Raw genomic sequence first — 25,907 nt, forward strand, 5'->3', positions numbered from 1 at the left:
GAGACCCCGTCAGCGATCGTCCCCACCCGGACCGATATCGTCCAGATAATCCTCGTCAATCGCCGCCTGGACCGCACCCGTAACAGCTTCGCGCTGCTTGGGTGTCAGATCCTCGGGGTCCTTGCCTTCGGCCAGGCGCACGGTGACCTCACGGTGTGCGAACTTGATGCCTTCGCGGGCGAACAATTCGCGGATATCCTGATAGACTTTCTTGCGCACCAGCCATTGATCCCCCGGCTTGGTCATGAACTTGACCCGAATGATCATTGCAGAGTCCTGCATTTCGATCACGCCCTGCGACTTCAGCGGTTGGATAAAGTTGTCGCCAATCACCGGGTCGCTCAACAACTCTTGACCCAACTTCTTGATCAGCTTGCGCACCTTCTCGACATCGGTGTCATACGTCACCCGTAACGGCAGTTTCATGATCACCCAGTCGCGGGAATAGTTGGTCAGAACCTTGATCTCACCAAAGGGGATGGTGTTCAGCGCGCCCAGATGGTGACGCAATTGGAACGACCGGACCGAGATCTTTTCGACCGTTCCCTTCACGTCGCCGATGTCGATGTATTCACCCTTGCGGAACGCGTCATCCATCAGGAAGAACGCCCCCGAAAAGATATCGCGGACCAATGTCTGCGATCCAAAGCCCACGGCCAGACCCACGACACCAGCACCCGCGAATAGCGGACTGACATTGATACCCAATTCCATCAGGGCAATCAGCGCTATGGTCACAACAACTACAGCTAGAATGGCCCCGCGGAACAAGGGCAACAGTGTCGCTAGCCGGCTCTGCCCACCTTCTCCGCCTTCATCGCCAAGCTCAGCCTCACCACCGCCGTCGTCAATCTCCTGCGCGATCTTCGAGTCGATCCCGATGCGGAAGAAATGGAACAGGATATAACCCATGAAGAGGATCACCATCACGTCCAGCGCCCGCTCGATCGGCAGGTCCTCGCTCCAGCTGGCATCCGGATTCCAGATGACCACCAGCGCATATAGACCGACGACAAAAGCCAGAATACCGGCAACCCGCCGCGCCAGATCTTCGTAGGTCAGGATCGAGTGCTTACGCATCTCGGCCTGCGGCGTTTCGATCGCTTCAACCTCGGCATCCGCCTCATCACCATCGGCATTCATCGCGTCCAGCTGGTTGTTGCGATTGAAATACCGTTCCAGAAGATAATTCATGGCCCCATAGGCAACCACGACCGACATGAAGATGGCATAGCTGCTGGCCACGATCGGGATTGAGTTTTGATTTTCCAGCACCAGGTCGACGGCCAGTTTGAACCAGCTGAACACCATGTACAGGATCAGCACCGGCGCCCATGCGAACGAGATCAGGCGCAGAATCCACGACACCTGATCCGGAGTTCGCCCGCCGCGAATAGCGTTCGAAATGGCGCGGGCATTGAACAGGATCATCAGGACATTGCCGATCGCACCAAACATGGTCAGGCCGCCATAGACCAAGGCGTAGACGTTATAGTTCAGCCCAAAATCAGCGACCCAAGTGGCAAAAAGCACCACGGTAATGTCGTAGGTCGCCAGCGCCGAAGCCCAGATATACAGGCGTTTGGCGTCACGATCTGAGAAAGGCGGCAAGCGATATTGGCTTAGATACGGGGATAGAACCATGCGCCACAGATCAGACACGGTACGCGACAGGAAGAAGGCGGTAAAAATTGCTGTGACCGTGAACTGGATCGAGATGTCCTCAGCCTCACCGAAAAACACGAAACCGACGATAAGCGCCATCACCATGGCGAAAATCGTGGCGCCTATCCCCATCAGGAATCGGAACACCAAAAACGGCATCTTCTCGCGATAGCCTTGCGGATCTTCCTTGGATCGCGCGACGACGATTCGCTTTGCGATACGCTTGCCGTAGATTTCAATCGACAACCATCGTCCGATCAAAAGGAAGAGAACGTTCCAGAACAGGACCTCGACATAGGTCTGTATTCGACCATCCGGGCTGGTCTGACGCAGGATGTATTGCACCTCGAAGATCGAATAAGGCAGCGCCTGAAGCCGTGAATTCATCGAGTCGCGAAATCTCGAAAACCGCTCCTGCGCTTTCATGAGCTGCGAACCGTCGCCCATCGGATCCCCGGGTGCAGCCTCGGGGGTGGCGCTGTTTTGCTGGCCGGAAGACACGATTTGCCCGGCGCTGTCGATGACGATCACACTGGCCCCGGCTTCGGTCGCGGAACGGATCGCCGTAGCCAGATCGCTGTCGCTGGCTGTGTCCGAACTGCTGCCCCCGGCTGAGGGATACCCCGGTATCAGAGAGGTCTGCGCAACTGCACCAGTGACCAGCGCCAAAGTAAGGGACCAGATTACAAACGTTAATCCAGCCAGCAATGTTCGTGTCATCGGATATTTTTCCAGTTCGCCATTCGTAACACAGGTTATCGAAGCCCGGTGGCGGGTTCAAATATTCAACCCCCGCAGCCTCAACATCTTATCAAGCCGTGTTCCCCGCACCATGCTATGAACAGAAGTGTTTGCAACCCGGAAAAAACTGAATATGACCAACCTGACGCTGTCATCATGACGGATGGGCAGGAAATTTGATATAGAACAGGGCGCAGATGCGAAACCCACGGCTAAAACCGAAACAAGCCGGTAACGACTGGTGGGATCAGTGATTTTGCACGCGGCCAAAAAAAATATATACGATACGGGTGCAAGCGCGCGGAGTTGCACCGGAACACTGAATTGGGCAAAGGCATGAGCCTAGGAAGACAAAACGATACAACCGGCCGTGCGCCGCGCATCTTGTTCTACAGCCACGATACGTTCGGGTTGGGTCACTTGCGCCGATCCCGTGCACTGGCTGGTGCGATGACGCAGGCTGACCCATCGGCATCGGCGCTGATCCTGACCGGGTCACCCGTGGCCGGGCGGTTCACCTTTCCGCGTCGCGTCGACCACGTGCGTTTGCCAGGTGTGACCAAACGCGCCGATGGATCTTATGCATCCCAGACAATTGGCATGGGCATCGAGGAAGTGACGGAGTTGCGGGCGGGTCTGATCCAGACGGCGGTTCAGCAATTCGATCCTGACGTCCTTATCGTCGACAAGGAACCAACCGGTTTCCGCAGCGAGCTGTTGCCCACCCTGGAAAATTTGCTGCGGTCCCGCCGCACCAAAATGGTCCTGGGCCTGCGGGATGTTCTGGATGAACCCGAAGTGCTGGCCGCAGAGTGGGAGCGGAAAGAAGCAATTGCAGCGACCGAAAGGTTCTACGACGAAATCTGGGTTTACGGGCTACGCTCGATCTATGATCCGACCGAGGGCCTGCCGCTCAGCCCTGCCGCGCAGTCGCGTATCCATTGGACTGGTTATTTGCGCCGCGATCTTGGGCCGATAGGCGATCCGCCTGAACAACCCTACATCCTGATTACCCCGGGTGGCGGCGGAGACGGCAAAGCCATGGTGAACCAGGTTTTGTGCGCCTATGAAAAAGACCCCAACCTGTCACCGCGCGCTGTCCTTGTCTACGGCCCCTTCCTGTCGGGCGAGCTGCGCGACGATTTCGAAACCCGCGTTGCTGCGCTGAATGGTCGGGTCACGGCCGTTGGCTTTGAATCGCAGATCGAAACGCTGTTTGCCGGCGCTGCAGGTGTGGTCTGCATGGGCGGCTACAACACGTTCTGCGAGGTGCTCTCGTTCGACAAACGCGCCGTCATCGTTCCGCGCACGACTCCGCGGCTGGAGCAGTGGATCCGCGCCTCACGCGCCGAAGGTCTGGGTCTTGTCAGAATGCTGGACGAAAACCGTGACGGGTTGACGGCGGACGCGATGATTGAGGCTATTCGCAATCTGCCCGATCAGCCCTTGCCTTCTCAGGCAATCCGCGACGGCCTGCTTGATGGTCTGGACTATGTCACAAGCCGCGTGGACGCGCTGCTTGGTGGGGAACGGGAACGAGCCACCGGATGACGTCAGGAAAACCCAAGCTCGCGGTGCTGGTCAAAGGATGGCCGCGCCTTTCAGAGACGTTTATTGCACAGGAACTGGTCGCCTTGCAGGACGCGGGCCACAGCTTTGACATCTGGTCCCTGCGCCACCCGACCGACATCAAACGCCACCCGCTGCATGATCGGTTTAAGGGGCAGGTCCACTACCTGCCCGAGTACCTGTACGAAGAACCTGATCGCGTCTGGGCCGCGCGCCACCTCGCGCAGACCCTACCCGGCTATACCGAGGCTTATAAGGTCTGGCGCTCTGATCTGCGGCGCGACCCGACACATAACCGCATCCGGCGTTTCGGGCAGGCCTGTGTTCTGGCCGCCGAGTTGCCCGAGGAAACGCAGGTGATGTATGCGCATTTCATGCACACGCCGTCGTCGGTCGCACGCTATGCCGCCATCATGCGAGGCCTGCCCTGGAGCTTTTCGGCACACGCCAAAGACATCTGGACGTCACCCGACTGGGAGAAAGCCGAAAAATTGCAGGCCAGCACACATGGGGCCGCTTTTGGCGCAACCTGTACTGCAATCGGGGCCGAACACTTGCGCAGTTTGGCCGATGATCCGGCTCGGGTCGATCTGATCTATCATGGCTTGGACCTGAACCGTTTTCCTGACCCGCCGATCCGCGCAGCTCGGGCACCGGACGGGCCGTTTCACATGCTCTCAGTCGGCCGTCTGGTCGAGAAAAAGGGCTTTGATCGCCTGATCGATGCGTTCGCCATGCTACGCAATTCGCTGGATTGGCACTGGACGCATATTGGTGGCGGTGCGCTTGGTGATGCGCTGCGCGAACGGGCTGAGGCCCAAGGTATCGCAGACCGGATCACCTGGAAGGGGGCCTGTGACCAGCCCGAAGTGATCGAGGCGATGCGCGGCTCTGATCTGTTCGTGCTGCCCAGCCGGATCGCGGCTGACGGAGATCGCGACGGGTTGCCAAATGTTCTGATGGAGGCTGCGTCGCAGCTGTTGCCGATCCTGTCGACACCGGTTTCCGCCATTCCGGAATTCATAGAAACCGGGACGCATGGCGTTTTGTCCGATGACAACCCGGCCGCACTTGCCAGCGCGATCACCGAATTGGCCGCCGCTCCTGAGCGTACTGCATCTATGGCCAACGCTGCCTATTCCCGCTTGATCGCCGAGTTCCGTATGAACCCCGGCATAGCCCTGTTGTCCAAAAGGCTCAGCGCGTTGGGCGCGGGCAAAGACTGATGGCCCGCGTCGCCTTTTTCTCACCGATGAAATCACCGGACAGCCCGGTGCCGTCGGGAGACAGGGAAATGGCGCGCAATCTGATCAGGGCGATCGGGGCACAGGGCGATGAGGTCAATCTCGTCTCGGAATTGCGCATTTATGACAAAACGGGCGATCCGGCGGTTCAACAACGTCTCTGCTCTGACGCCGATGCCGAATCCCGGCGACTGATCGCGGACATGATCCACGACACGGATTTGTGGGTGACCTATCACAACTACTACAAGGCCCCCGATCTGCTGGGCCCTAAAGTGTGCGCCGCTCGAGGCATCCCTTATGTGCAATTGGAAAGTACCCGTGCAACCAGCAGGTTACGCGGCCCATGGTCCGGCTTTGCACAAGCCGCACATGAAGCCTGCGACGCGGCGAACGTCATTTTTTACCACACGGCCAACGATCTAATCACGCTGGAACGTGAAAAATTCGAGGATCAGCGTCTGGTCGAATTGCCGCCCTTTTTGCCAATCTCGAGCCTGCCGCCCGCTTCCTCATGTGACGGGCCAATGCTGGCGGTGGGAATGATGCGGCATGGCGACAAACTGGCGTCGTACCAACTGCTGGCGCAGGCCCTGTCGCATTTAAACGGGGATTGGGCTTTGGATATTGCAGGGGATGGACCTGCGCGGGCTGAGATCAAAGACCTAATGGTGCCGTTTGGCTCGAAGGTGCGGATTCTGGGGCAACTGGATCGCGACGCCTTGCAAAACTTATACGCAAATGCGTCCATCTTAGTGTGGCCCGGCGTGAATGAGGCATATGGCATGATTTACCTTGAAGCGCAGGCCAGCGGAGTTCCGGTTGTTGCGCAGAACAGGCCCGGTGTCCGCGATGTTCTGGCGCCGGCCGACTACCCCGAGGTCGAAGCAGGACCCGAAGCGCTTGCCGTCAGGCTACAGACGCTGATTGGCGACCCTGCCCTGCGTCGTTCGCTTGGTACGACAGCCCGGGAATACATGTCCAACCGCCACCTGATGCCCGCAGCAACCGAACGGTTCTGGCAGGCTGCGCGGCCTTTGATCGGAGGCACCGCATGAGCCAACTTGCTCTTTTGCGCCACGGCCACACCCATTGGAACCGCGCTGGCCGTATTCAGGGCCGCAGTGACATCCCGCTGGACGATGACGCGCGCACCGAACTGGCCGGATATGAATTGCCCGAGTCGTGGAAAAAGGCAGCGCTCTGGTCCAGCCCCCTGCAGCGCGCCAGCGAAACCGCCGCATTGGTCGCGGGGCGAGAGCCTATGGTGTCCGAAGCCCTGACCGAGATGAACTGGGGCGATTGGGAAGGCAAGCGCGGCGTTGACCTGATTGCAGACGCAGACAGCGGATATCGCCATATCGAGGATTGGGGCTGGGACTATTGCCCACCAAACGGCGAAAGCCCGGCGGACGTGCGGGCGCGATTGCAACCCTGGCTGGGCAGTTTGCAGGGCGACACCGTCGCCGTGTGTCACATTGGGATCATGCGCGTCATTCTGGCCTCGGCCTGGGGATGGGACTTTGACGGCACCGCCCCATTCAAGATCAAGCGAAACCGCCTTTACGTCATTGATCTGGATAATTTTCAGCCGCAACCCGAACCGGTTCGCCTGTTGCGACAAGGCCCCCGCTTATGAAGGTCATGATTGTTGTCACCCACCTGTTGGGCACCGGGCACCTGAGCCGAGCGTTGACGCTGGGCCGGGCCTTTGTCGCGGATGGGCATGATACCTTCGTGGTCTCTGGCGGGATGCCTGCTCCTCAATTGGACACGTCCGGAATGACGTTGTTGGGACTGCCCCCTTTGCGCTCGGATGGCACTGATTTCACCCGTCTTTTGACACAAGCCGGAACGGTGGCGGATGAGGGGTATTTCGCGGCGCGCAAGACTGCTCTGGTTGAAGCAATTCGCAGCTTTGCACCGGATGTTCTGATCACCGAGCTTTATCCGTTTGGCCGCAGGTCTCTGGCAGGTGAATTTTCAGCCGCGTTGGAGACCGCTCGTGAAATACGCCCGCGCCCGATAATTCTGGGATCGATCCGTGACATTCTGGCACCGCCGTCAAAACCCTCAAAGGCAGAGCGGGCGGAGCAGATTATCGCAGAGCATTACGACGGCATCCTTGTCCATTCGGACCAGAGCGTTGTCCCGTTGAACGTCAGTTGGCCTGTGTCTGAGCAACTGGAGGGCCGCCTGTTTTACACGGGTTTCGTGGCTCCACTGGCCCCAGCACCGCACAAGGATGCAACCGGCAAAGGCGAGGTGCTTGTCAGCGCAGGCGGCGGTTCGGTTGGGCAACCGATCTTTCACGCGGCCATCGAGGCCGCCCAAAAGATGTCCAACAGGCGCTGGCGCCTGTTGGTCGGCGGGCAAGACGCAAAGACGCGCATTACAGAGCTGCAGAAGCATGTGGAGAGTGCCCCTGTCACTTTGGAACCGGTGCGGCCCGATTTTCGCCAGATGCTGCCCCACGCGGCGGCTTCGGTCAGCATGTGTGGCTACAATACAGCATTGGACATTCTGCAGGCAGGAACCGCTGCCGTGTTTATCCCATTTGATGAAGGCAATGAGGTCGAGCAGAGCCTGCGCGCCCGCACCCTTGCGGAAATGCCCGCCATAGATGTCATCCCAAGCAAAGATTTGAACGGAGATCTGTTGGCCGAGGCTGTGGGCCGTGTGATTTCATCGGAACCCCGTCCAGTCTCAGATCAGGGGTTCGATGGCGCAGCACAATCCGTACGCATCGCCAAAGAACTTTTGGAGCGCCGCGGATGAGTGTTGACTGGAGCGTTTTGACAGATGAGCTAGAACTCTGGCGTCAACAAGAACTGGCGCTGCCTTTGTGGTGGCGTGACGATGACGCGGTTTCCACAACGCCGCAACTCGACCGGTTGTCCACGATGTCAGACCTCCTTGGGGTGCCCGTCCATTTGGCTATCATCCCCCGTAATGCCCAAGAAATGCTGATCGAATATGTTGCCGCCCGGCCAAACCTGATCCCAGTCGTGCACGGATGGGCCCATCAGAACCACGCACCACCAGATGAAAAGAAATCCGAATTCCGCCTGCACCGGCCCATGGACGATATCACTGGGGATATCGGCTCGGGGATATCGCGGCTGCGCACCCTGTTTGCAGATCGATTGTGCCCGATGTTCGTGCCGCCATGGAACCGCATAGCGCCAGAGGTGGTGCAGGAATTGCCCGCGGCAGGGTATCGCATCTTATCGACCGCCACGCCACGATACAGCCCGCAGGCGGCACCCGGATTGGCCCAGATCAACACGCATCTTGATCCAATCGACTGGCGCGGATCACGCGGACTGGCCGACCCCGACATGTTGATCGTCAAAACCACTCAACTGCTGCAAGATCGCCGCGAGGGTCGCGCAGACAACGCCGAACCCTTTGGCATCTTGACCCACCATCTGGTTCATGATGAGGACATCTGGGCCTTTACCCACGACCTGCTGCACCGGCTGCTGAACGGGCCGGGCTTTGTCTGGTCTGCCCCCAAGCCGATTGAAAACGGAGATCTGAATGAGCCGACTGGATTCCATGCTGCGCCGACTGACCGCACAACGTGACGGTTTGAATTGGGCTGTCGATCAGATCTCAGACACTGCGGGCGACGTGCTGGATATGGGCCTTGGAAACGGGCGCACTTATGATCACCTGCGGGAAATTCTGCCGGATCGGAGGATCTGGGTCATGGACCGGGTGCTGCAGTGCCATCCGTCCAGCACACCGCCAGCAGAGGATTTTTTGCAGGGTGAGGCCGAGCCGATGCTGCAGAAGCTGGCAGAAGGTGGACCCAGGATCGCTTTCGGTCACTACGATTTCGGGCGAGGTGTCAAGGAAGAGGACGTCGCCGAAGCCTCGCGTCTCAGCCCACTGATTGCGCAGGTGATGGTGCCCGGTGGTCTGCTAATCTCGGGCCAACCTTTGGTTGGCTTTGAACAGATAAGCGGCCCGGACACAATCGCGCCGGACCGTTACTTGTTCTACAGGGCCTGATCAGGCCACGCGCCGTCCACGCGACCAAACGCCATTCAACGCAGGGGTGCCTTCGCGCATCCGGAACCGGATGACGTCTGCACGTGCACCCGCCCGTAGCTCACCACGATCATCCAGCCCAACGACCTCTGCCGGTGTCTTTGTCACGGTTTTCAGACCGCGGGCGAAATCACCCCACATCTCGCCCAGTTTCACAGCAGACAGCAACAATGCGGATGGCACATAGTCCGAGGACAGTATGTCGAGATGGCCCAGCTGCGCCAATTCATGCGCAGCGACATTGCCGGAATGCGACCCGCCCCGGATCACATTGGGTGCGCCCATCATCACCCTGATACCATGATCATGACAGGATCGCGCAGCCTCGACCGTGGTCGGGAATTCGGCAAGGGTGATCCCGTGACCGGCCGATACGCGCACCTGTTCGTCCGTCGTGTCGTCATGGCTGGCCAGCATAGCACCAAACCGTTTGGCCGCTTTTACCGTCTCAACCTCGTGCAGATCACCATAGCGGTCGCGCATAGCCTTAAGGTCGGCCACGTGTTGCAGAAATCCATCGCCCTCCAGCCCCAGTTTGCCTTTCAGATACGCTTCCAGTTTCGACATATCGCGGAACTGCCTTTGTCCGGGGGTGTGATCCATGAGGGAGACCAGGCCAACACGGTCTTCGGGCCCAAATTCGTTTAATTCTTCGGCCAGGGTTTCCGAGCAGACCTCGGCCCGCAAATGCAGAAAATGGCTGATCTTCAGCGCATCCTGTTCCCGCAACTGCCACAGCTCACGCGACAGACCGCGCGCGTATTTGACATAGCGCTGCCCGGACGGGATCGAGCCTATCCGCATCGCGTCGAAAACGGTCGTGATCCCGGTACTGGCCAATTCGGCATCATGGGCCAGAATTGCGGCGGCATGTGGCCAGTCGACCTTGGGCCGCGGCTGGATGTGACGCTCAAGATTATCGGTGTGAAGTTCCACCAGACCGGGGCAAACATAATCGCCTTCACAGTCAATTGCACCAGCGGGAACAGTTGCGCCGGTCGCGACCTCAGCAATCGTATCCCCCACAAACCGAAGGTTGCCCACGACCGTCTCATCGGGAAGAACAAGCGTGGCATTGGCAAGTATCATTTCTTCTGTCATCTGAACTTCACAAGGTTGGAGCAATTGGAAAGGCCACGCATAGGAGGCCAATGTGACATTCACGCGATACGCGATCTATTTTGCGCCACCGGCTCAGGCCGAATGGACAATCTTTGCGACCCAATGGTTGGGCTGGGACATGGATACTGGAACTGAAGTTGCGCATCCTGTCATTAACGGCGTGGACGTCGGAGCCGCGACCGATGTCCCGCGAAAATACGGTCTTCACGCGACGTTGAAGCCGCCGTTTCGCCTGAACAAGGGGCAATCTCTGACCGACTTGCAAGATGCCTGCAAACGGTTGGCCGGAACGCAACCGCCCGTCACGCTGGACGGGTTCGAGATCGCCCGGCTGGGTCGTTTTCTGGCCCTGCGGCCCTTGGGCGATACCGACGCTCTGAACGCGCTGGCAACGGCTTGCGTCCGCGAACTTGACAGCTTTCGCGCCCCCGCGTCCGCCGCGGAACTGGACCGCCGACGTGCCTCGGGACTGACGCCGGAACAGGACGCCAACCTGCTGCGTTGGGGTTACCCTTACGTGATGGACACGTTCCGCTTTCACATCACCCTCAGCGGAAAACTGGACAAACCCACGCTGAAAACCGTGCAGGTCGCATTGGAGGGCCATCTGGTCCCCCTGCTTCCCGCGCCGTTTCAGATTAAGGATTTGGCGCTTATGGGCGAAGCCGAAGATGGGAGGTTTCATCTGATCCATCGCTACGCCCTTTCCGGTTGAAGCCCGGCAAGGATCGCATCAATCGTGACTTCCAGCGGCCCGGAATTATCAACTTCGATCACGCGGTTCAGCCCGTCCGGCAGGGGCGTGCCAGCCCGTCCCAGACGACGCGCCTGATCAGAGGCGCTTTCCCGCCCGCGCGCAAAGAGGCGCTGCGCCAACACCTCAGGGTCCGCTGTCAGCGAAATCACGATCAGGTCGCCAAAAACCACCTGCGCGTTCAACAAAACCGAACGGGACAGATTGACCAACAGCGCATTCGCCGTTTGCCGTTGGTCTTCGATTTCAATCGGGATGCCGTAGTGCAGCCCATGCGCGCTCCAGTGCAACGCAAAGGCTCCGTCCAGCACCATCTGCTCGAAGATTTCAATCGACACGCGATCAAAATCTTCGCCTTCTTCGCCTTCGGGGCGGGTTATCACCCGGCGAACCCGCAGGATACCTGACGACGCCGCGACCAACGCCTCCATGACGCTGTCTTTGCCGACACCTGACGGACCAACAACGGCTATGACCGGCGCAAGGCTCACGCGACCATCCCCGGGGTGAATTCAGACACGTTGATCTCGCGATCACAGACCCGGTTGCGCGCTTCGATATCGTGGAAAATGCCAACAATCGCCGCGCCGCGTTCTTTGGCCTCTTCGATCAAAGACAGCACCGTTTCGCGATTTTGCGCATCCAGTGAGGCCGTCGGTTCATCCAACAGCATTGCAGGGTAATCATGCGCAAATCCACGTGCGATGTTCACCCGCTGCTGCTCACCACCCGAAAAAGTGGTCGGGCTCAGGCTCCATAGCCTTTCGGGAATGTTCAACCGCCGCAACAAACCCGCCGCCTTGTCCAGCGCCGCTTGCTTGTCGCAGCCAACGGCCAACAGCGGCTCGGCCACCACCTCAAGCGTCGGCACTCTGGGGACCACACGCAAGAACTGACTGACATAGCCGAGCGTCTCGCGCCGCAAAGTCAGAATTTCGCGCGGTTCGGCCTTGGCGACGTCCAGACCACCGACAAGGACCCGGCCTGATGCGGCCAGATAATTTCCATAGACCACCCGCATCAGTGTTGATTTCCCTGCGCCTGAAGCCCCGGTCAGGGCGACGCATTCACCTGCGGCGACATTCAGAGATGCACCCTGCATCACCGGAATTACGGCACTACCCTGATTGTGCAGAGTAAAGCTTTTGCTGACATTGATAAGCTCAATCATAGCACTTCATCTTTTTCCAAATACTCAAACCTGCAGAACGCTGGACACGAGCAACTGCGTGTAGGCATGTTGCGGATCGTCCAGAACCTGATCGGTCAACCCGGCCTCAACCACTTGACCGCTTTTCATCACCATCAGTCGATCCGCCAGCAGGCGTACGACGGCGAGGTCATGGGTGACGATGATCGCGCTCAACCCCATCTCACGCACCAACCCGCGCAGCAGATCCAGCAGACGCGCCTGAACGGAAACATCCAGTCCGCCGGTCGGTTCATCCATGAACACCAGGCGCGGCCCTGTGACCAGATTGCGGGCGATCTGCAACCTCTGCTGCATCCCGCCAGAAAAGGCCGACGGACGGTCATCCACACGAGATTCCTCAATCTCAACCCGGCCCAGCCAGTCGATCGCACGGTCCCGGATGTCGCCATAGTGACGATCCCCCACCGCCATCAGACGCTCACCGATATTGCCGCCAGCACTGACCGACATCCGCAAGCCGTCGCGCGCATGCTGATGCACAAAGGCCCAGTCCGTACGGCTCAGCATCCGACGTTCCGGTTCGGACATGGTGACTGTATCCACCGGACCATCGGTACGAGTGTTAAAGATCACCTGTCCGGCGTCGGGCTCAAGGTGACCGGCCATGCAATTCAACAGCGTCGACTTGCCCGATCCGCTTTCACCCACGATCCCCATTACTTCTCCGGGGAAGAGATCAAAACTCACATCCGAGCACCCGATCCGCGCGCCATAGCGCTTTTCGATGCTTTTGACCTGCAATAAGGGGGTCATGCCGCATTCTCCTCGGCCAGTCGGCCCTTGTGGCCCGCTTCGCGGCGTGACCGGCAATAATCGGTGTCGGAACAGACGAACATCCGGTTGCCTGCATCATCCATGATCACTTCGTCGAGATAGCTATCCTCTGCCCCACAAAGATCGCATGGGTGATCGGCTTTGGTGGCCTCAAACGGGTAATCCTCGAAATCCAGACTGACGACCTTGGTATGCGGCGGAACCGCGTAAATCCGCTGTTCACGTCCCGCACCAAACAGCTGGATCGCGTCCATCTCAAGTTTTGGGTTGTCGAATTTCGGGATCGGCGACGGATCCATCACATAGCGGTCCGACACTTTCACCGGATAGGCATACGCGGTCGAAATCGCCCCGTGCTGGCTGATGTCCTCGTACAGCTTCACATGCATCAGCCCATATTCTTCAAGGCTGTGCATCTTGCGTGTCTCGGTCTCACGCGGCTCCAGAAAGCGCAGAGGTTCGGGGATCGGCACCTGATAGACGATAATCTGATCCTCGCGCAGCTTCGCCTCGGGGATGCGGTGGCGGGTCTGGATGACTGTGGCCTTTTCGGTTTCCTCGGTCGTTTCCACACCTGCCGTGTTCTCAAAGAACTTTCGGATCGACACAGCATTGGTGGTGTCATCGGCACCCTGATCGATCACTTTAAACGTGTCCTCGGGTGTCAATGTAGCGGCTGAAACCTGCACCCCACCGGTGCCCCAGCCATATGGCATCGGCATCTCGCGGCTGGCAAATGGCACCTGATAACCGGGCACAGCCAGACCTTTCAGAATGGCGCGTCGGATCATTCGCTTGGTTTGTTCGTCCAAATATGCGAAGTTATACTCATTCATTTTGATGTATCACTTTGTTTTTGGTGTTTTTGTGGACGTATTTCTGTTGGGCGCACTGTTATTGGCGCTATTGGTGTATCTTTTCTTTCACTCTCGTCATGCGAAGCGACGACGTCGTGCGCAAAAGCGGGATTCAATTGGAGAATGGAGTTCGGTTGGCGCGCGCACGGACTCGCCGCCCCATAGAAACCTGCGACGCCCGTAAGGCGGGTTTGGCAGTTCGTCATCCTGGTGTGCCCCAGTGGGGATGCAAACGCAGTCCAGCTCATTAGCGACCCCTTACACAATGCTCGACCGCCAACGCCTTGACCCGTGCGTGGGGCGGCCAGTCGAGCGACAGATCACCGATATCGAACACGGCGGCCATCATTCTGCAGCCTCTTTTGGCGTGATCCGCTCTTCGGCTTCACGGCGCAGTTTGCGGACCAGTTCCAACTCGGACTGGAAGTCTACGTAATGCGGCAGCTTGATATGTTCGAGGAACCCGGTCGCCTGAATGTTGTCCGCGTGGCTTAAGACGAATTCCTCATCTTGCGCGGGGGCACCCAGATTATCTTCGCCCAACTCTTCCCAACGCAATGCGCGGTCCACCAAGGCCATCGCAATGGACTTCCGTTCAGACTGACCAAAAACCAAACCATAGCCACGGGTGAATTGCGGCGGTTCAGTCTTGGACCCTTTGAACTGGTTCACCGTCTCGCATTCGGTCAGCTCGATATCGCCGATGTCGATGGCGAAACCCAGTTCCGGGATCTCCATTTCGACCGAGACCTTGCCGATCCGCAACTCACCGACGAATGCATGGTTACGGGCGTAGCCACGTTGGGTTGAATAGGCCATGCCCAGCACAAACCCCTCATCCCCGCGGGTCAGGGATTGCAGACGCAGGGGGCGGTTCGACGGAAATTCCATCGGTTCGCGGGTCAGATCACCCGGGTTGGTGTCACTCACGGGTTCATCCTGAATGATGTCCTCACCCTTAAGGAATTCAGTGATATGGGGCGTCGCCTCGGTGCGGGGTTGCGCCGTAGGCGCAGCCGGAACCTCGCCTTCGGCGGCCAATTTGAAGTCCAACAAGCGGTGCGTGTAATCAAAGGTTGGCCCCAGCACCTGCCCGCCCGGCGCATCCTTGAACGTGGCCGAAATCCGGCGATCACACGCCATCTCATCAGTCTTAACCGGGTTCGAATAGCCAAATCGCGGCAATGTCGTCCGGTAGGCTCGGATAAGAAAGATCGCCTCGATCAGATCGCCGCGCGACTGTTTGATTGCCAAGGCTGCCAGATCGGGGTCGTAAAGGGACCCCTCGGCCATCACCCGGTTGACCGCAAGGCTCAGCTGTTCGCGGATTTGGGCGATACTCAGTTCGGCAATGTCGGATGCGCCGCGCCGCTCTTCTGCCAACCAAGAATGCGCGTTTTCGATGGCTTTTTCGCCACCCTTGACTGCAACATACATAGCTTAGGTCTCCGTGCTGATCTGAGTACTGCGAGGCAGGGCCGCAACCCGGTCACCGCACGTGAAAAAGAAATCACATCCAAGCGGGTACAGAGCTGCGTTGGCCTGCAACGCCGAATCATCCGGCAAGGACAGGCACGCGGTGTCTTTGATTCCCGGGCCGCTCAGTGTGACACCCGCCTGTTGCAGCGCGTCACATTCAACAATCAAGGTGGTCGAGCGATCCGGGTACTCTGCTGTTCCGATGCGGTATGTGCCCAACGGCCCAAGCTGGGTCCATGTCCCAACAGCAAAATCCGCGTCAGCTGCCTGTGACAGGGGCGCTCCAGTGTGAAAGGTTAGCCATGCGCGCACCGCATCGGTGTTGAAAGTGCCAGCCAGATGGACCTTTGTCTCGGGGTCACACAACGTCAGCAAAAGCGTTCCTGCTGCGATCGACAAGGGTTTCGGCGGCTGCACGCCTTTCAATTCACGGATTTCGCCGGGCCGGGCCATCACGGTCATCGCGGCACGGAACGCATGTGCAGCCTGCACTGGTGCGTTCTGAAATCCACCGGAATACTGAAGCTGTGCCGTCATCAATCTTCTCCCCTTACCAATGTGAAGAACTCGACCTTTGTCGCGGCGGCTTTGGCAGCGCGGTCTGTTCTGGCGGCTTGCATCTGCTTTTTGAGCGGCGCAATCACCTGATCCTGGATCGCATCCGCAGCAGGGGTCTGCATCAGCGCATCAATCAAGGCGGCCGTTTCGGCCTTGGGCTTGGACCGGCCCTGCACGTATCCATGCCCAATCGTTCCGTCCTGCAACACCAGCGAACACCGCGTGACGGTCATTTCGCCAAGATTGAACCGGGCACCCGTGCCACCCGTGCGCCCGCGCATCATGACACCGCCTACTTCGGGGCTGCGCAGCCATTCAAAGTCCGGGCGGTCTTCGTAGCCACCCCAAAGCTTCATCAATGCGCCTTCAGGTGCCCGCGCCAACAGGCTCATCCAATCCTGCCGCGCCGCATTCGAAATATTTGTTTGATCTGCCATCAAAGCCTCTTGGCCGGGTTGTCTATCTGAACTATACAACTAGACAAATATTACATCCCGCCACCACATCTGGCAATCCGCAACCTTGTGAAGTTTTGGTGACATGAGAAAAACACCCGTCTGGAAAGGCATCGCGCTGAATCTGACATCGGACATTGCAGAGGGTCGGTACGACACCGGCGACCGCCTGCCGACCGAGGCACAACTGGCAGCAAAACACGGGGTCAACCGCCACACGGTACGGCGTGCACTGTCGGATCTGGCAGACCAAGGTCTGGTGCATGCCCGTCGCGGCGCCGGTGTCTTTGTGGCGGCACGTCCGACCGATTATGCCATCGGCAAGCGCGTCCGATACCACAAGAGCATCTCGGCCAGCGGTAAAATCCCCGGCAAAAAGATCCTGACACTCACAACGCGCGCCGCAGATGAAACAGAAGCAGAGGCCCTGGAGATCGCTTCAGGCGATCAGGTGCACGTTTATGATGGGCTGTCTCTGGCGGATGGGCAGCCGATCGGGCTATTCCAAAGTGTCTTTCCCGCGGACCGCTTGCCCGGCATTCTTGAGGCGCTGTCCGAAACACAATCAGTAACGAAAGCTTTGCAGCACTGCGGTGTTAAGGACTATACCCGCGTCTCGACGCGCCTGACTGCGCGCGCGGCGACGGCAACACAGGCCCTGCACCTGCGACTGACCGAAGGTGCGCCTGTTCTGTATTCCGTCGGCATAAACGCAGATCCCAATGGTCTGCCGGTTGAATTCGGGCGAACCGTATTTGCCGGAGATCGGGTCACCCTGACCCTGAACGAGGACTAGGCCGCAGCGCCCTCCCGCCCGTCTTCGACCTCCTGACGGTGGTCATATCCCGTTGGGCATAGCGCCGCGTAAAACGCGGCGCTATGCCCAAGGCCGCCAGCCTATATCTGCAAAGCCGATGCAAGTGCAGGCGCGGGAGATTTCAGCTCTTGCCTATTCAAATCGGTTCGTATTTTTCCAGGAAAGCCTCGGCGCTCAATGTTCGGAAATCCGGCAGGGCCGCGCGCAGACGGTCATTGTCCCAATCCCACCACGCCAAATCCATCATCCGCTCGGCCACGCCAACCGGATAACGGTTGCGGATCGGTTTGGCCGTCACACCGCCTACAATTGTGTAAGGCGCGACATCCTTGGTGACGACAGACCCCGAGGCAACCACCGCACCGTGCCCGATGGTCACTTCAGGTTTGATAATTGCCGCATGCCCAATCCAGGTATCATGGCCGATCCGGGCGACGCGACTGGCGCGATGATTGAACCAATCCGCATCATCCTCGGCATCATCCCAGTAATCTGCCGAGCGATACAGGAAGTGATGCAATGATGCCTTTTCCATCGGATGATCCGTTGCGCCGATCCGAGTGAAACTGGCGATATTGGCGAACTTCCCGATCTCGGCATTGGCAACGTCACAGGTCCGGTCGCAATACGAATAGTCACCGAAGACTGAATTCACAACGCGGCTTGCCGCACCAATTTCGACAAATTCACCGAAGGAACTACCCGAGATTTGGCAATCAGGATGGATAAACGGTTGGTCAGAACGCAGTCGTGCCATGGTTTTGTGGTTCTTGGTCATGAGTCACGGCAAAAAGAATGACTTTGCCTTTGTGTCCCGTGCTTTGCGTATCTTGCTTGTCTCTCCCTGGATAAGCCGTCGGCGCAGCCAGCCCGAGAACCAGTCCATCAGCATCACCATCAGGATGATCAGAACGATGTAATAGGCGACCTCTTCCCAATCCTTCTGGGTGATGATCGCTTGCGTCAGCAACAGACCGATGCCACCGCCGGTGATCGCACCGATCACCGTGGCGCTGCGGGTGTTTGATTCAAGGAAGTAGAGCAACTGACTTAGCAGCACCGGCGTCACCTGTGGGATCACACCATAACGATAGCGTTGCGGTGCATTGGCCCCTGTGGACTGCACGCCCTCGATCTGTTTCTGGTCCACATTTTCCAGCGCTTCCGAGAAGATCTTGCCAAAGGTGCCGGTATCGGTCACCAGAATGGCCAGCGCGCCGGTGAGTGGACCAGGTCCAAAGGCACGCGCCAACACAACCGTCCAGATCAGCGCGTCCACACCGCGCACAAAGTCGAACACACGCCGTGTTAGAAACCGGACGGATTTGAGCGGGTTGAAATTTCGCGTGGCGAGAAACGCCAAAGGCAATGCGATCATACCTGCGCCTAACGTGCCGAGAAATGCCATCAGGATGGTTTCAAAAATGGCCCAGACAACATCCTGATGCCGCCACATCTTGTTGGTCCAGAAGTCATTCAAGATCGCTCTGGCCTCGCCTTGCGCAGCCAGACCGGCCAATTCAGGGAACGACTTACCATAGTAAGGGCTATCAAGCGTGAACCAGAACAGCTCCCACCCATTGAAATAGCGGAAGACCTCGGACCGGTTGCGGGTCACGGTCAGGCGCCCCGCATCCGTTGTAATCGCCATGCGGTTTTTTGAGACGTTGATCCAATCCGGCACCTCGCCCGCGGGCAGTTCAGCCTGAACACCTGCAGAACGGGTCGGTGTCGCGCGGACGGTGCCATAGCCGGGGATATCGTATTCCACTGTCTCGGGGCCAAAGCGGACGATGTGGCCGTCTTCCAGATCAATGACCGTAGTCTCGCCTAAACTCACCCAGCCCGGAGCCTCACCGTCGGGGTAGCGACCCTTGCGTTCACCTTCGATGGCGGTGGAAACCTCACCGGTGCGATTGTCACGCGAAACATGCGTTTTGTAGCTGTAGCTGTCTGCAATCAGCGTTTTGCCGTTCTCCCAGTTCGCACGCTCGGCCATTCCAGACACGTCGAAAGCAAAGAACACGTAAATCAGATAGACAAAAACAAGCGCGGGCAATCCAAAGTTGGTCAGCCGTTTGCGGTTGAACAAACGGGCAGCCTCAGCCTTCAACTCATCGGCGGTCAGGTCGGTGGCAAAAGTGCTCATGCCCGTGCTCCTTTCTCGGAACCGTGGGTCAGGCGCTCACGCAGCAGACCCGATATCTGATCGACAACAACAATCGTGGCGAACAGCAGAAGGAAGATGGCGGCAGCTTCGTCATATCGCCCCTGCCCCCAGGACATCGCGTTGCGCAGCTCATATCCCAGCCCGCCGGCGCCAACAAAACCCAGAATGGCCGAGGCGCGAATGTTGATCTCGAACCGAAGCAGCGCATAGCTGACATAGTTCGGTCCAACCTGTGGGATCACGCCAAGATACATCCGCTGAGACCAGTTCGCGCCGACGGAATGCAGCCCTTCGACCGGTTTCAGCGAGGCATTTTCGTTCACTTCCGAGAAAAGCTTGCCAAGCGCACCCGCCGTATGAATGGCAATGGCTATCATTGCGGGCACCGGACCACCGCCCAGCACAAAGATCAAAACCAAAGCGATAACGATTTCAGGCACCGCGCGAAAGATATCAGCAATGCGACGAAACAGCGGGATAAGCGCGGGCCACAATGCCATACCACGCGTGGACATCAGCGCCAGAAACGTCCCGGCGATGGCCCCTATCAGCGTCGAGGCCGCAGCGATATTGAGTGTCTCGACCAGAGCCGGGAAAAACTTCACAAGGTTCTCCGGCATCGCACCGATCTTTTCCCATGCTTCCGACATAACCTCGGTCGGGTAGTCGAGGATACGGTGCCAGCCGTCGACAAAGCTACCGGCATTACGGTCGTCGGCAGTGCGGAAACCCGCGGCCATCATCGCCACGAATACGATCAGAAGGATACCACCATAGACCCGCTTGCGTCGTGTCATCTCGGAATAGTCGGCCCGGATCTGGTCGACACTGGGGGACCCTACAGTCAGGTCTGTCATGGAATGCTCCTGAGTGGCAAAAAAGAGGTCCGGTTTGCCACCGGACCCCGATCATTGGAGGTGCAAGATTAGTTGGACTTCAGCTTGCGCGCTTCGATGATGATTTCGTAGGCGTCGTGGGTGATCGGCATAAGGCCTTTGGATTCACCGCCCAGAACGTTGTACATGCAGTCCGGATCAATCGAGTTCATCGAGGCCAGCATACCTGTCATCTTGATTTTGACATCCTCAGGCAGTTCGGTGCGCAGAACAAACGGGCCTTCAGGGATCGGAGCGGATTTCCAAATCTCGACCAGATCGTTCATGTCGACCAGACCGGCATCCACGGCACGGCGCAGCGCGCCGGACTGATAACCGTCTTCCCAGTCCCCAAGGCCGTCGGCCCATGTCACGCCACCGTCGACATCACCGTTGTTTACGGCCACAATGGTCTGCTCATGACCACCGGTGAATTTGACTTCACCAAAATAATCACCCGAGGTCATGGTTGCACCGGTTGCCTGCGGAATTTCGATCGACGGGATAAGGAAGCCCGAGGTCGAATTGGGGTCGCCGAAGCCAAAGGTCTTATCCTTCATGTCTTCCAACGAGGCAATGCCACTATCCTTGCGGGCAAATCCGATCGAATAGTAGCCATAGCTACCATCCGTGTTGACTTTGACCAGAACAGGCTCGACCGCCTCAGGATCGCTCAGGTAGGTTTTGGCGTACCCTGATGCACCCAGCCAAGCCATGTCGATAGTGCCGCCAAGCAGCCCTTGAATGACGCCGTTATAGTCCGCCGGTGCAAACAGTTTGGTTTCAACACCCAGCAATTCCTGGGTCTGCTCGCGCAGGCATTCCTGCTTGCTCAGACGGTCCTGTGCGTTTTCTCCGCCCAGAATACCAATGCGGAATTCGGAAATATCTTGCGCCATGGCTGGCGCGGCTATCGCAGTTGTGGCCACCAGGGCGGCAATCAGTTTTTTCATCTGTCTCTCTCCGGTTTGATATGCCGGCCTTTCATCGGCCGGTCGATGAAAGGGGTGAATTGGGCCTAGATGGTCGCCTCGGCTTCCATCAACGCTTTTGAGGTCGCGTCGAGTGTTTCAATCTGGGTCGAAGTTGCCTCTTCCGAGAAGCTGGCGTCGGCGCCGTAAATTTCGCGGGCCACGCCAGTTGTCAGTTGCTCGGGCAACCCGTCGAAAACGATACGTCCGTCGCGCATACCGACGACCCGGTCACAATAGCGGCGGGCGGTATCCAGCGTATGCAGGTTGGCGATGACGGTGCGGCCGTCTTCTTCATGGATGCGGCGCAGCGCCTGCATCACCACCTGCGCGTTCATCGGGTCCAGCGAGGCGATGGGTTCGTCCGCCAGAATGATCTTAGGGTCCTGCATCAGGGCGCGCGCGATGGCGACGCGCTGTTGCTGACCACCCGACAGCGCTTCGGCGCGTTTGGGCGCGTGCGCGGCGATGCCGAGGCGATCCAGAATATCAATCGCACGGTGGATATCTTCCATCGGGAACAGGTTAAACATGGTCGCCAGTGTCGAGTGGCGGTTCAACGTGCCATGCAGCACGTTCGACACCACATCCATGCGCGGCACCAGATTGAACTGCTGAAAGATCATCGCGCAATCAGCCTGCCATGCGCGTTTATCACGGCCTTTCAGCTTGGTGATATCACGACCTTGAAACAGGATCTCGCCGCCGCTTGCATCCGTCAGACGATTGATCATCCGCAACAACGTCGACTTGCCCGCGCCGGACCGCCCGATGATGCCAATCATGCATGGCTTGTCTACATCCAGCGTCGCTGCATCAACGGCCACGTTGTCGCCAAAGCGCTTGGTCAGTTTTTCTATCCGCAGCACGTGCCACCCCCAATTCGTGTTGGCGACCAGCTACAGGCGGGATTCAACGGCTTTGTGTCGGCACAGTGAAAGTTTTGTAAACACCCCTGCGCACCGAGGGCCTACCCATTGGCACGCATCGCCGCTATACGCTGTGCCAACACGCTATCCATATGAGGCCATTCATGAGCTTTGACCGCAGCATCAAGATCGCCCCGTCGATCCTGTCCGCAGATTTCGCCAATTTCGGTGCCGAGATTCAGGCAATCGAAGCCCAGGGGGCGGATTGGGTCCATATCGACGTAATGGACGGCCATTTTGTGCCCAACCTGACCTTTGGCCCGCCCGCCGTCAAAGCGTTCCGCCCCCATGTCAAAACGGTCATGGACGTGCATCTGATGATCACGCCGGTTGATCCCTACATTCAGGCCTACGCGGATGCAGGCGCCGATATCCTGACTGCACATGTCGAGGCCGGGGCCCATACCCACCGTACGTTGCAGGCGATTCGCGCCGCTGGCATGAAGGCGGGCGTTGCGTTGAACCCCGGCACTCCGGCCGACGCGGTTGGACATCTGCTGGACCTGACCGATCTGGTTTGCGTCATGACAGTGAACCCCGGCTTTGGTGGCCAGAAATTCATCGACATGACCAGCAAGATTCGCAGGCTGCGGTCGATGATCGGAGACCGCCCGATCCATATCGAGATTGACGGTGGCGTCGACCCCAAGACCGCCCCGTTGGTGGCCGCAGCTGGTGCGGATGTGCTGGTCGCAGGTTCCGCCGTATTCAAGGGCGGTTCGGTCGATAACCCGGACGTCTACGGCGCAAACATCAAAGCGGTGCGTAGCGCGGCGGAATCGGCGACGTCGTAAATATCACTGCATTCGAAGTGACGCGCTAGTTCGAACGTTGCGCGTCACTTGTCGCATCCGGTTGGCGGTTTTTGTACCGAGCACGCATCTTGATCGCTTGCATGAACCGTCCCTCGGCCACCAAAGCGGCCAGAAAATCGCCCAAAAAGTCCTGATGCAGACCGGCGGCAGTGGCAGAATCGAACATGCTTTCTGCTGCATCGAACCTGTCTTCGCCCAGCATCACCAGCGCATTCGTATACTGCTCAAACTCTCCATCGGGAAAGAGTCCAAGCGCCTGATCAATGGCATCTCGGGCTTCATCCGTATAACCCAGACCTAACGCAATATCCGCATGCAGGCGGTGGTCAAAACGGTCGGCGCCCTCAAGCGCAACACTGCGTCGAATGTGAAAAAGAGCGGCTTCATACTCGAAGTCGTCCGCCAACAGGCTGGCCCGCCAATAAAGTAGATAGCTGCCCGGCCCCACCCGACTTTCCGCCAGCTCTAACACCTCATGCGCCTGTGATCTTTGGCCTAAGTCTGACAGCGCCCGCGCCTTTCGCACATAGCCGTCCGTGTCATCAGGATTGGCCTCAATCACCGCTTCGGCATCTTTCAATGCCTGCTTGGGCCGATCCAGCATCAGCAGGATAAGGGACCGGCGCGATAGTGCGGTCACAAAATCCGGTTTCAGTTCCAACGCCCGGCTTACATGGTCAAACGCGGCTTCCCAATCGTTCTGCTCGGACAACAGAAAGGCGACGCCGTATTCCGCATACGGGTCATATGGATCCAGTTCGCTGGCGGTTCTGAACAAGCTCAGCGCTTCGTCCTGCCGGTGATGGTCCACCAATTTCCAGGCCAGCTCCCGCATCGCCCAAGTGTATTCGGGGTTCAGGGCCAGAGCGGTTTGCATCATCTCTTCGAATTCGGCAAAATCCATCTCTCCGGCCCGGCGCGCGCTGGCGGCCAGACCAGCCATGTTGCTTGCATTAGGCTTGCGCGATACGGCTTGCCTAAACAACGCACTCGCAGCCGCGTAATCATCGCGATTGTAATGCACCCACGCTCGCCCCTGCAGCCCAAGCTCGGCATCGGGATTCAAGGCCAGAATTTCGGCAAACGCGTCATCGGCCTGATCCATATCATCGAGATCATAATAGGCCCATGCCAGCTTATCCAACATCTCAATACGCTGCCGATCAGACGCACCGACACCACCCAGCCCGTGTTGGCAGATTTCGATGATACGCTCTGGCGTGTCACTCTGATCCAGGCAGGCGGAAACATAGGTTTCCTGTGAATTCGTAAGCAAAGGCTTGGCCTGCCCTACGCCAGCGACTGCGATCATTGCTGCTAGGGAAAACCCGGTGAATTTAGTTAACGATTTTATCATGTTATCGAAAATCTGAATGTCTACCGCCAGAATACTGACAATTGTGAAAAGAAAAAGGCCGCCCCGGTTGACGCGGCCAAATACTTCGCCTGTGTGCCGAAAGTAATCACCTGCAGATTTTCAGAGAACATGCGGAAGGGCTGCGGGGTTGGCGCTGGCAATTTTGTTTTCGGTATCAACGGCTTCTACAATCCACGCCGAGGCCACTCAGCGCCGGGATGGAAAAGCCCGTTCGCGTTTGAACGGAAGGAGGCAAAAACAAGCACTCGAGGCGGCACGAATGCGAGATAGACCCACGCGCTTTCTGATCACGTTTTTTCTGCGTATTAAACTTCTCTGAAACGCACTCAAACGGTTTCCGTTTGCCATACTGGGTGGTTTGTGACCATGAACGACCGTATCCGACACCAAAAAACGAGAATACCCCCATGATTGAACGCATCGACACCGGCGAACGGTCCTCAAAAATTGTGAAACACAACGGCGTGGCCTACCTGACCGGGCAAGTCGCCGAGGGCGAGACTATTCAGGAACAAGTCCGGATTTGCCTCGAGAAGATTGACGCCCTTCTCGAACAGGCTGGCTCATCGCGCGAAAAGATGCTGCGCGTGACGATCTGGCTGGCGGACATGAAAGATTTTGCCGGATTGAACGAGGTCTGGAATGCCTGGGTTCCAAAGGGCCATGCCCCAGCGCGGGCTTGCGGCGAAGCCAAATTGGCGCGTGCCGAGCTGAAGGTGGAATTCATCGTCGACGCGGCCTACGATTAATTGCTGTCCGCGCAACGCGTGCTGACCATAGCAGGAATGCAAACAAAAAAGGGCGTCCCGAGGGACGCCCTTTTCGTTTGATATCTCGAGAGCGATTACTCGACGATTTTCGACACGACGCCGGCGCCGACGGTGCGGCCGCCTTCGCGGATGGCGAAACGCAGGCCGTTTTCCATCGCGATCGGTGCGATCAGCTCAACCTCGAACGACACGTTGTCGCCGGGCATAACCATCTCGGTGCCAGCTGCCAGGGTCACGGTGCCGGTCACGTCAGTTGTACGGAAGTAGAACTGAGGACGGTAGTTCGCGAAGAACGGAGTGTGACGACCGCCTTCTTCCTTGGTCAGGATATAGGCTTCGGCTTCGAACTTGGTGTGCGGTGTAACCGAACCTGGCTTACACAGAACCTGACCACGCTCAACGCCTTCACGGTCGATGCCGCGCAGCAGGGCGCCGATGTTGTCGCCCGCTTCACCGCGATCCAGCAGCTTGCGGAACATTTCAACACCAGTACAGGTGGTTTTCTGAGTGTCACGGATGCCGACGATTTCGATCTCGTCGCCAACATTGATCACGCCACGCTCAACACGGCCGGTCACAACGGTACCACGACCCGAGATCGAGAACACGTCTTCGACCGGCATCAGGAACGGCTGGTCAACAGCGCGCTCAGGTGTCGGGATGTACTCGTCCACGGCAGCCATCAGCTTGCG

At 58.2% G+C, this 25,907-nt stretch carries 27 protein-coding genes; 11 read left to right on the forward strand and 16 right to left on the reverse strand.

The genetic code is table 11. The features are described from left to right. Positions 1-9: 9 nt before the first annotated feature. Entirely contained in the window at positions 10-2,385 is a 2,376-nt protein-coding gene (locus AC2FGC_RS18515) for a mechanosensitive ion channel domain-containing protein (protein ID WP_496726780.1), read from the reverse strand. A gap of 357 nt (positions 2,386-2,742) precedes the next feature. On the opposite strand from AC2FGC_RS18515, the gene AC2FGC_RS18520 reads away from it, so the two are divergent. Genes AC2FGC_RS18520 through AC2FGC_RS18550 form a run of 7 tightly spaced genes read left to right on the forward strand, consistent with a single transcriptional unit; the run spans position 2,743 to position 9,239 of the window. Next, positions 2,743-3,957 (forward strand): glycosyltransferase family protein, encoded by a 1,215-nt coding sequence (locus AC2FGC_RS18520; RefSeq protein WP_282152654.1) that lies wholly within the window; start codon positions 2,743-2,745, stop codon positions 3,955-3,957. Beyond that, positions 3,954-5,201, forward strand: a complete 1,248-nt coding sequence (locus AC2FGC_RS18525; protein ID WP_496726779.1) for a glycosyltransferase family 4 protein — start codon at positions 3,954-3,956, stop codon at positions 5,199-5,201. Before AC2FGC_RS18520 ends, AC2FGC_RS18525 begins: the two co-directional genes overlap by 4 nt. Further along, positions 5,201-6,277 (forward strand): glycosyltransferase family 4 protein, encoded by a 1,077-nt coding sequence (locus AC2FGC_RS18530; protein ID WP_496726778.1) that lies wholly within the window; start codon positions 5,201-5,203, stop codon positions 6,275-6,277. Before AC2FGC_RS18525 ends, AC2FGC_RS18530 begins: the two co-directional genes overlap by 1 nt. Further along, positions 6,274-6,858 (forward strand): histidine phosphatase family protein, encoded by a 585-nt coding sequence (locus AC2FGC_RS18535; RefSeq protein WP_496726777.1) that lies wholly within the window; start codon positions 6,274-6,276, stop codon positions 6,856-6,858. The genes AC2FGC_RS18530 and AC2FGC_RS18535 overlap by 4 nt, the downstream gene beginning before the upstream one ends. Then, positions 6,855-7,997, forward strand: a complete 1,143-nt coding sequence (locus AC2FGC_RS18540; RefSeq protein WP_496726776.1) for a glycosyltransferase family protein — start codon at positions 6,855-6,857, stop codon at positions 7,995-7,997. Before AC2FGC_RS18535 ends, AC2FGC_RS18540 begins: the two co-directional genes overlap by 4 nt. After that, positions 7,994-8,809 (forward strand): polysaccharide deacetylase family protein, encoded by an 816-nt coding sequence (locus tag AC2FGC_RS18545; protein ID WP_496726775.1) that lies wholly within the window; start codon positions 7,994-7,996, stop codon positions 8,807-8,809. Before AC2FGC_RS18540 ends, AC2FGC_RS18545 begins: the two co-directional genes overlap by 4 nt. Continuing rightward, positions 8,763-9,239 carry a class I SAM-dependent methyltransferase gene (locus AC2FGC_RS18550; RefSeq protein WP_496726774.1) on the forward strand — a complete coding sequence of 159 codons (477 nt, stop codon included), beginning with the start codon at positions 8,763-8,765 and terminating at the stop codon, positions 9,237-9,239. The genes AC2FGC_RS18545 and AC2FGC_RS18550 overlap by 47 nt, the downstream gene beginning before the upstream one ends. On the opposite strand, the gene AC2FGC_RS18555 is transcribed toward AC2FGC_RS18550, so the two are convergent. Further along, complete coding sequence (locus AC2FGC_RS18555; RefSeq protein WP_496726773.1) at positions 9,240-10,379, reverse strand: alpha-D-ribose 1-methylphosphonate 5-triphosphate diphosphatase; 1,140 nt, start codon at positions 10,377-10,379, stop codon at positions 9,240-9,242. It abuts the gene before it with no gap. A gap of 52 nt (positions 10,380-10,431) precedes the next feature. Between AC2FGC_RS18555 and AC2FGC_RS18560 the strand changes: the two genes are divergently transcribed. Beyond that, positions 10,432-11,115: a DUF1045 domain-containing protein gene (locus AC2FGC_RS18560; RefSeq protein ID WP_496726772.1), complete on the forward strand. Its 684-nt coding sequence runs from the start codon at positions 10,432-10,434 to the stop codon at positions 11,113-11,115. On the opposite strand, the gene AC2FGC_RS18565 is transcribed toward AC2FGC_RS18560, so the two are convergent. The 7 genes from AC2FGC_RS18565 to phnG form a co-directional block, all read right to left on the reverse strand. After that, positions 11,097-11,645 (reverse strand): ribose 1,5-bisphosphate phosphokinase PhnN, encoded by a 549-nt coding sequence (locus AC2FGC_RS18565; protein ID WP_496726771.1) that lies wholly within the window; start codon positions 11,643-11,645, stop codon positions 11,097-11,099. The two genes, AC2FGC_RS18560 and AC2FGC_RS18565, sit on opposite strands and share 19 nt — an antisense overlap. After that, positions 11,642-12,325 (reverse strand): phosphonate C-P lyase system protein PhnL, encoded by a 684-nt coding sequence (gene phnL, locus AC2FGC_RS18570; protein ID WP_496726770.1) that lies wholly within the window; start codon positions 12,323-12,325, stop codon positions 11,642-11,644. The genes AC2FGC_RS18565 and phnL overlap by 4 nt, the downstream gene beginning before the upstream one ends. A 24-nt stretch (positions 12,326-12,349) precedes the next feature. After that, positions 12,350-13,120 (reverse strand): phosphonate C-P lyase system protein PhnK, encoded by a 771-nt coding sequence (gene phnK, locus AC2FGC_RS18575; RefSeq protein WP_496726769.1) that lies wholly within the window; start codon positions 13,118-13,120, stop codon positions 12,350-12,352. Beyond that, the gene (locus AC2FGC_RS18580; protein WP_496726768.1) at positions 13,117-13,977 is read right to left on the reverse strand and encodes an alpha-D-ribose 1-methylphosphonate 5-phosphate C-P-lyase PhnJ; all 861 of its coding nucleotides are present in this window, start codon (positions 13,975-13,977) and stop codon (positions 13,117-13,119) included. Before AC2FGC_RS18580 ends, phnK begins: the two co-directional genes overlap by 4 nt. Positions 13,978-14,343: 366 nt before the next feature. After that, the gene (locus AC2FGC_RS18585; RefSeq protein ID WP_496783110.1) at positions 14,344-15,435 is read right to left on the reverse strand and encodes a carbon-phosphorus lyase complex subunit; all 1,092 of its coding nucleotides are present in this window, start codon (positions 15,433-15,435) and stop codon (positions 14,344-14,346) included. Positions 15,436-15,438: 3 nt separating this feature from the next. Then, positions 15,439-16,014, reverse strand: a complete 576-nt coding sequence (gene phnH / locus AC2FGC_RS18590; protein ID WP_496726766.1) for a phosphonate C-P lyase system protein PhnH — start codon at positions 16,012-16,014, stop codon at positions 15,439-15,441. Further along, on the reverse strand, positions 16,014-16,472 hold the full coding sequence (gene phnG / locus AC2FGC_RS18595) for a phosphonate C-P lyase system protein PhnG (RefSeq protein WP_496726765.1): 459 nt from the start codon (positions 16,470-16,472) through the stop codon (positions 16,014-16,016). The genes phnH and phnG overlap by 1 nt, the downstream gene beginning before the upstream one ends. A gap of 103 nt (positions 16,473-16,575) precedes the next feature. Here phnG and phnF point away from each other — a divergent pair, with 103 nt between their 5' ends. Next, positions 16,576-17,286 carry a phosphonate metabolism transcriptional regulator PhnF gene (phnF, locus tag AC2FGC_RS18600; protein ID WP_496726764.1) on the forward strand — a complete coding sequence of 237 codons (711 nt, stop codon included), beginning with the start codon at positions 16,576-16,578 and terminating at the stop codon, positions 17,284-17,286. 157 nt (positions 17,287-17,443) lie between these two features. Here the strand turns inward: phnF and AC2FGC_RS18605 are convergent, their stop codons facing one another. The 5 genes from AC2FGC_RS18605 to phnC form a co-directional block, all read right to left on the reverse strand. After that, positions 17,444-18,064 carry an LbetaH domain-containing protein gene (locus AC2FGC_RS18605; RefSeq protein WP_496726878.1) on the reverse strand — a complete coding sequence of 207 codons (621 nt, stop codon included), beginning with the start codon at positions 18,062-18,064 and terminating at the stop codon, positions 17,444-17,446. 24 nt (positions 18,065-18,088) lie between these two features. Next, on the reverse strand, positions 18,089-19,456 hold the full coding sequence (gene phnE, locus AC2FGC_RS18610; RefSeq protein ID WP_496726763.1) for a phosphonate ABC transporter, permease protein PhnE: 1,368 nt from the start codon (positions 19,454-19,456) through the stop codon (positions 18,089-18,091). Further along, entirely contained in the window at positions 19,453-20,334 is an 882-nt protein-coding gene (phnE, locus tag AC2FGC_RS18615; protein WP_496726762.1) for a phosphonate ABC transporter, permease protein PhnE, read from the reverse strand. Before phnE (AC2FGC_RS18615) ends, phnE (AC2FGC_RS18610) begins: the two co-directional genes overlap by 4 nt. Before the next feature lie 68 nt (positions 20,335-20,402). After that, on the reverse strand, positions 20,403-21,305 hold the full coding sequence (gene phnD / locus AC2FGC_RS18620; RefSeq protein WP_496726761.1) for a phosphonate ABC transporter substrate-binding protein: 903 nt from the start codon (positions 21,303-21,305) through the stop codon (positions 20,403-20,405). A gap of 65 nt (positions 21,306-21,370) precedes the next feature. Then, positions 21,371-22,192: a phosphonate ABC transporter ATP-binding protein gene (phnC, locus tag AC2FGC_RS18625; protein ID WP_496726760.1), complete on the reverse strand. Its 822-nt coding sequence runs from the start codon at positions 22,190-22,192 to the stop codon at positions 21,371-21,373. A gap of 164 nt (positions 22,193-22,356) precedes the next feature. Here phnC and rpe point away from each other — a divergent pair, with 164 nt between their 5' ends. After that, a complete protein-coding gene (gene rpe, locus AC2FGC_RS18630; RefSeq protein WP_496726759.1) occupies positions 22,357-23,046 on the forward strand; it encodes a ribulose-phosphate 3-epimerase in 690 nt (229 codons plus the stop codon). Positions 23,047-23,071: 25 nt separating this feature from the next. On the opposite strand, the gene AC2FGC_RS18635 is transcribed toward rpe, so the two are convergent. Continuing rightward, positions 23,072-24,379, reverse strand: a complete 1,308-nt coding sequence (locus AC2FGC_RS18635) for a tetratricopeptide repeat protein (RefSeq protein WP_496726758.1) — start codon at positions 24,377-24,379, stop codon at positions 23,072-23,074. 473 nt (positions 24,380-24,852) lie between these two features. On the opposite strand from AC2FGC_RS18635, the gene AC2FGC_RS18640 reads away from it, so the two are divergent. Then, positions 24,853-25,194, forward strand: a complete 342-nt coding sequence (locus tag AC2FGC_RS18640; protein WP_282120772.1) for a RidA family protein — start codon at positions 24,853-24,855, stop codon at positions 25,192-25,194. A gap of 95 nt (positions 25,195-25,289) precedes the next feature. Here the strand turns inward: AC2FGC_RS18640 and AC2FGC_RS18645 are convergent. Continuing rightward, on the reverse strand, positions 25,290-25,907 hold a 618-nt coding region (locus AC2FGC_RS18645), incomplete at its 5' end, for an EF-Tu C-terminal domain-related protein (RefSeq protein ID WP_496781883.1).

The organism is Ruegeria sp. CDSC054 (genome assembly GCF_059610645.1).

What these genes read in the sequence shown, in the direction of transcription:
- AC2FGC_RS18515 (WP_496726780.1), bottom strand. Translation starts at nt 2,385, where the DNA reads ATGACACGAACATTGCTGGCTGGATTAACGTTTGTAATCTGGTCCCTT.
- AC2FGC_RS18520 (WP_282152654.1), top strand. Translation starts at nt 2,743, where the DNA reads ATGAGCCTAGGAAGACAAAACGATACAACCGGCCGTGCGCCGCGCATC.
- AC2FGC_RS18525 (WP_496726779.1), top strand. Translation starts at nt 3,954, where the DNA reads ATGACGTCAGGAAAACCCAAGCTCGCGGTGCTGGTCAAAGGATGGCCG.
- AC2FGC_RS18530 (WP_496726778.1), top strand. Translation starts at nt 5,201, where the DNA reads ATGGCCCGCGTCGCCTTTTTCTCACCGATGAAATCACCGGACAGCCCG.
- AC2FGC_RS18535 (WP_496726777.1), top strand. Translation starts at nt 6,274, where the DNA reads ATGAGCCAACTTGCTCTTTTGCGCCACGGCCACACCCATTGGAACCGC.
- AC2FGC_RS18540 (WP_496726776.1), top strand. Translation starts at nt 6,855, where the DNA reads ATGAAGGTCATGATTGTTGTCACCCACCTGTTGGGCACCGGGCACCTG.
- AC2FGC_RS18545 (WP_496726775.1), top strand. Translation starts at nt 7,994, where the DNA reads ATGAGTGTTGACTGGAGCGTTTTGACAGATGAGCTAGAACTCTGGCGT.
- AC2FGC_RS18550 (WP_496726774.1), top strand. Translation starts at nt 8,763, where the DNA reads ATGAGCCGACTGGATTCCATGCTGCGCCGACTGACCGCACAACGTGAC.
- AC2FGC_RS18555 (WP_496726773.1), bottom strand. Translation starts at nt 10,379, where the DNA reads ATGACAGAAGAAATGATACTTGCCAATGCCACGCTTGTTCTTCCCGAT.
- phnL (WP_496726770.1), bottom strand. Translation starts at nt 12,325, where the DNA reads ATGATTGAGCTTATCAATGTCAGCAAAAGCTTTACTCTGCACAATCAG.
- phnK (WP_496726769.1), bottom strand. Translation starts at nt 13,120, where the DNA reads ATGACCCCCTTATTGCAGGTCAAAAGCATCGAAAAGCGCTATGGCGCG.
- AC2FGC_RS18580 (WP_496726768.1), bottom strand. Translation starts at nt 13,977, where the DNA reads ATGAATGAGTATAACTTCGCATATTTGGACGAACAAACCAAGCGAATG.
- AC2FGC_RS18585 (WP_496783110.1), bottom strand. Translation starts at nt 15,435, where the DNA reads ATGTATGTTGCAGTCAAGGGTGGCGAAAAAGCCATCGAAAACGCGCAT.
- phnH (WP_496726766.1), bottom strand. Translation starts at nt 16,014, where the DNA reads ATGACGGCACAGCTTCAGTATTCCGGTGGATTTCAGAACGCACCAGTG.
- phnG (WP_496726765.1), bottom strand. Translation starts at nt 16,472, where the DNA reads ATGGCAGATCAAACAAATATTTCGAATGCGGCGCGGCAGGATTGGATG.
- phnF (WP_496726764.1), top strand. Translation starts at nt 16,576, where the DNA reads ATGAGAAAAACACCCGTCTGGAAAGGCATCGCGCTGAATCTGACATCG.
- AC2FGC_RS18605 (WP_496726878.1), bottom strand. Translation starts at nt 18,064, where the DNA reads ATGGCACGACTGCGTTCTGACCAACCGTTTATCCATCCTGATTGCCAA.
- phnE (WP_496726763.1), bottom strand. Translation starts at nt 19,456, where the DNA reads ATGAGCACTTTTGCCACCGACCTGACCGCCGATGAGTTGAAGGCTGAG.
- phnE (WP_496726762.1), bottom strand. Translation starts at nt 20,334, where the DNA reads ATGACAGACCTGACTGTAGGGTCCCCCAGTGTCGACCAGATCCGGGCC.
- phnD (WP_496726761.1), bottom strand. Translation starts at nt 21,305, where the DNA reads ATGAAAAAACTGATTGCCGCCCTGGTGGCCACAACTGCGATAGCCGCG.
- rpe (WP_496726759.1), top strand. Translation starts at nt 22,357, where the DNA reads ATGAGCTTTGACCGCAGCATCAAGATCGCCCCGTCGATCCTGTCCGCA.
- AC2FGC_RS18635 (WP_496726758.1), bottom strand. Translation starts at nt 24,379, where the DNA reads ATGATCGCAGTCGCTGGCGTAGGGCAGGCCAAGCCTTTGCTTACGAAT.
- AC2FGC_RS18640 (WP_282120772.1), top strand. Translation starts at nt 24,853, where the DNA reads ATGATTGAACGCATCGACACCGGCGAACGGTCCTCAAAAATTGTGAAA.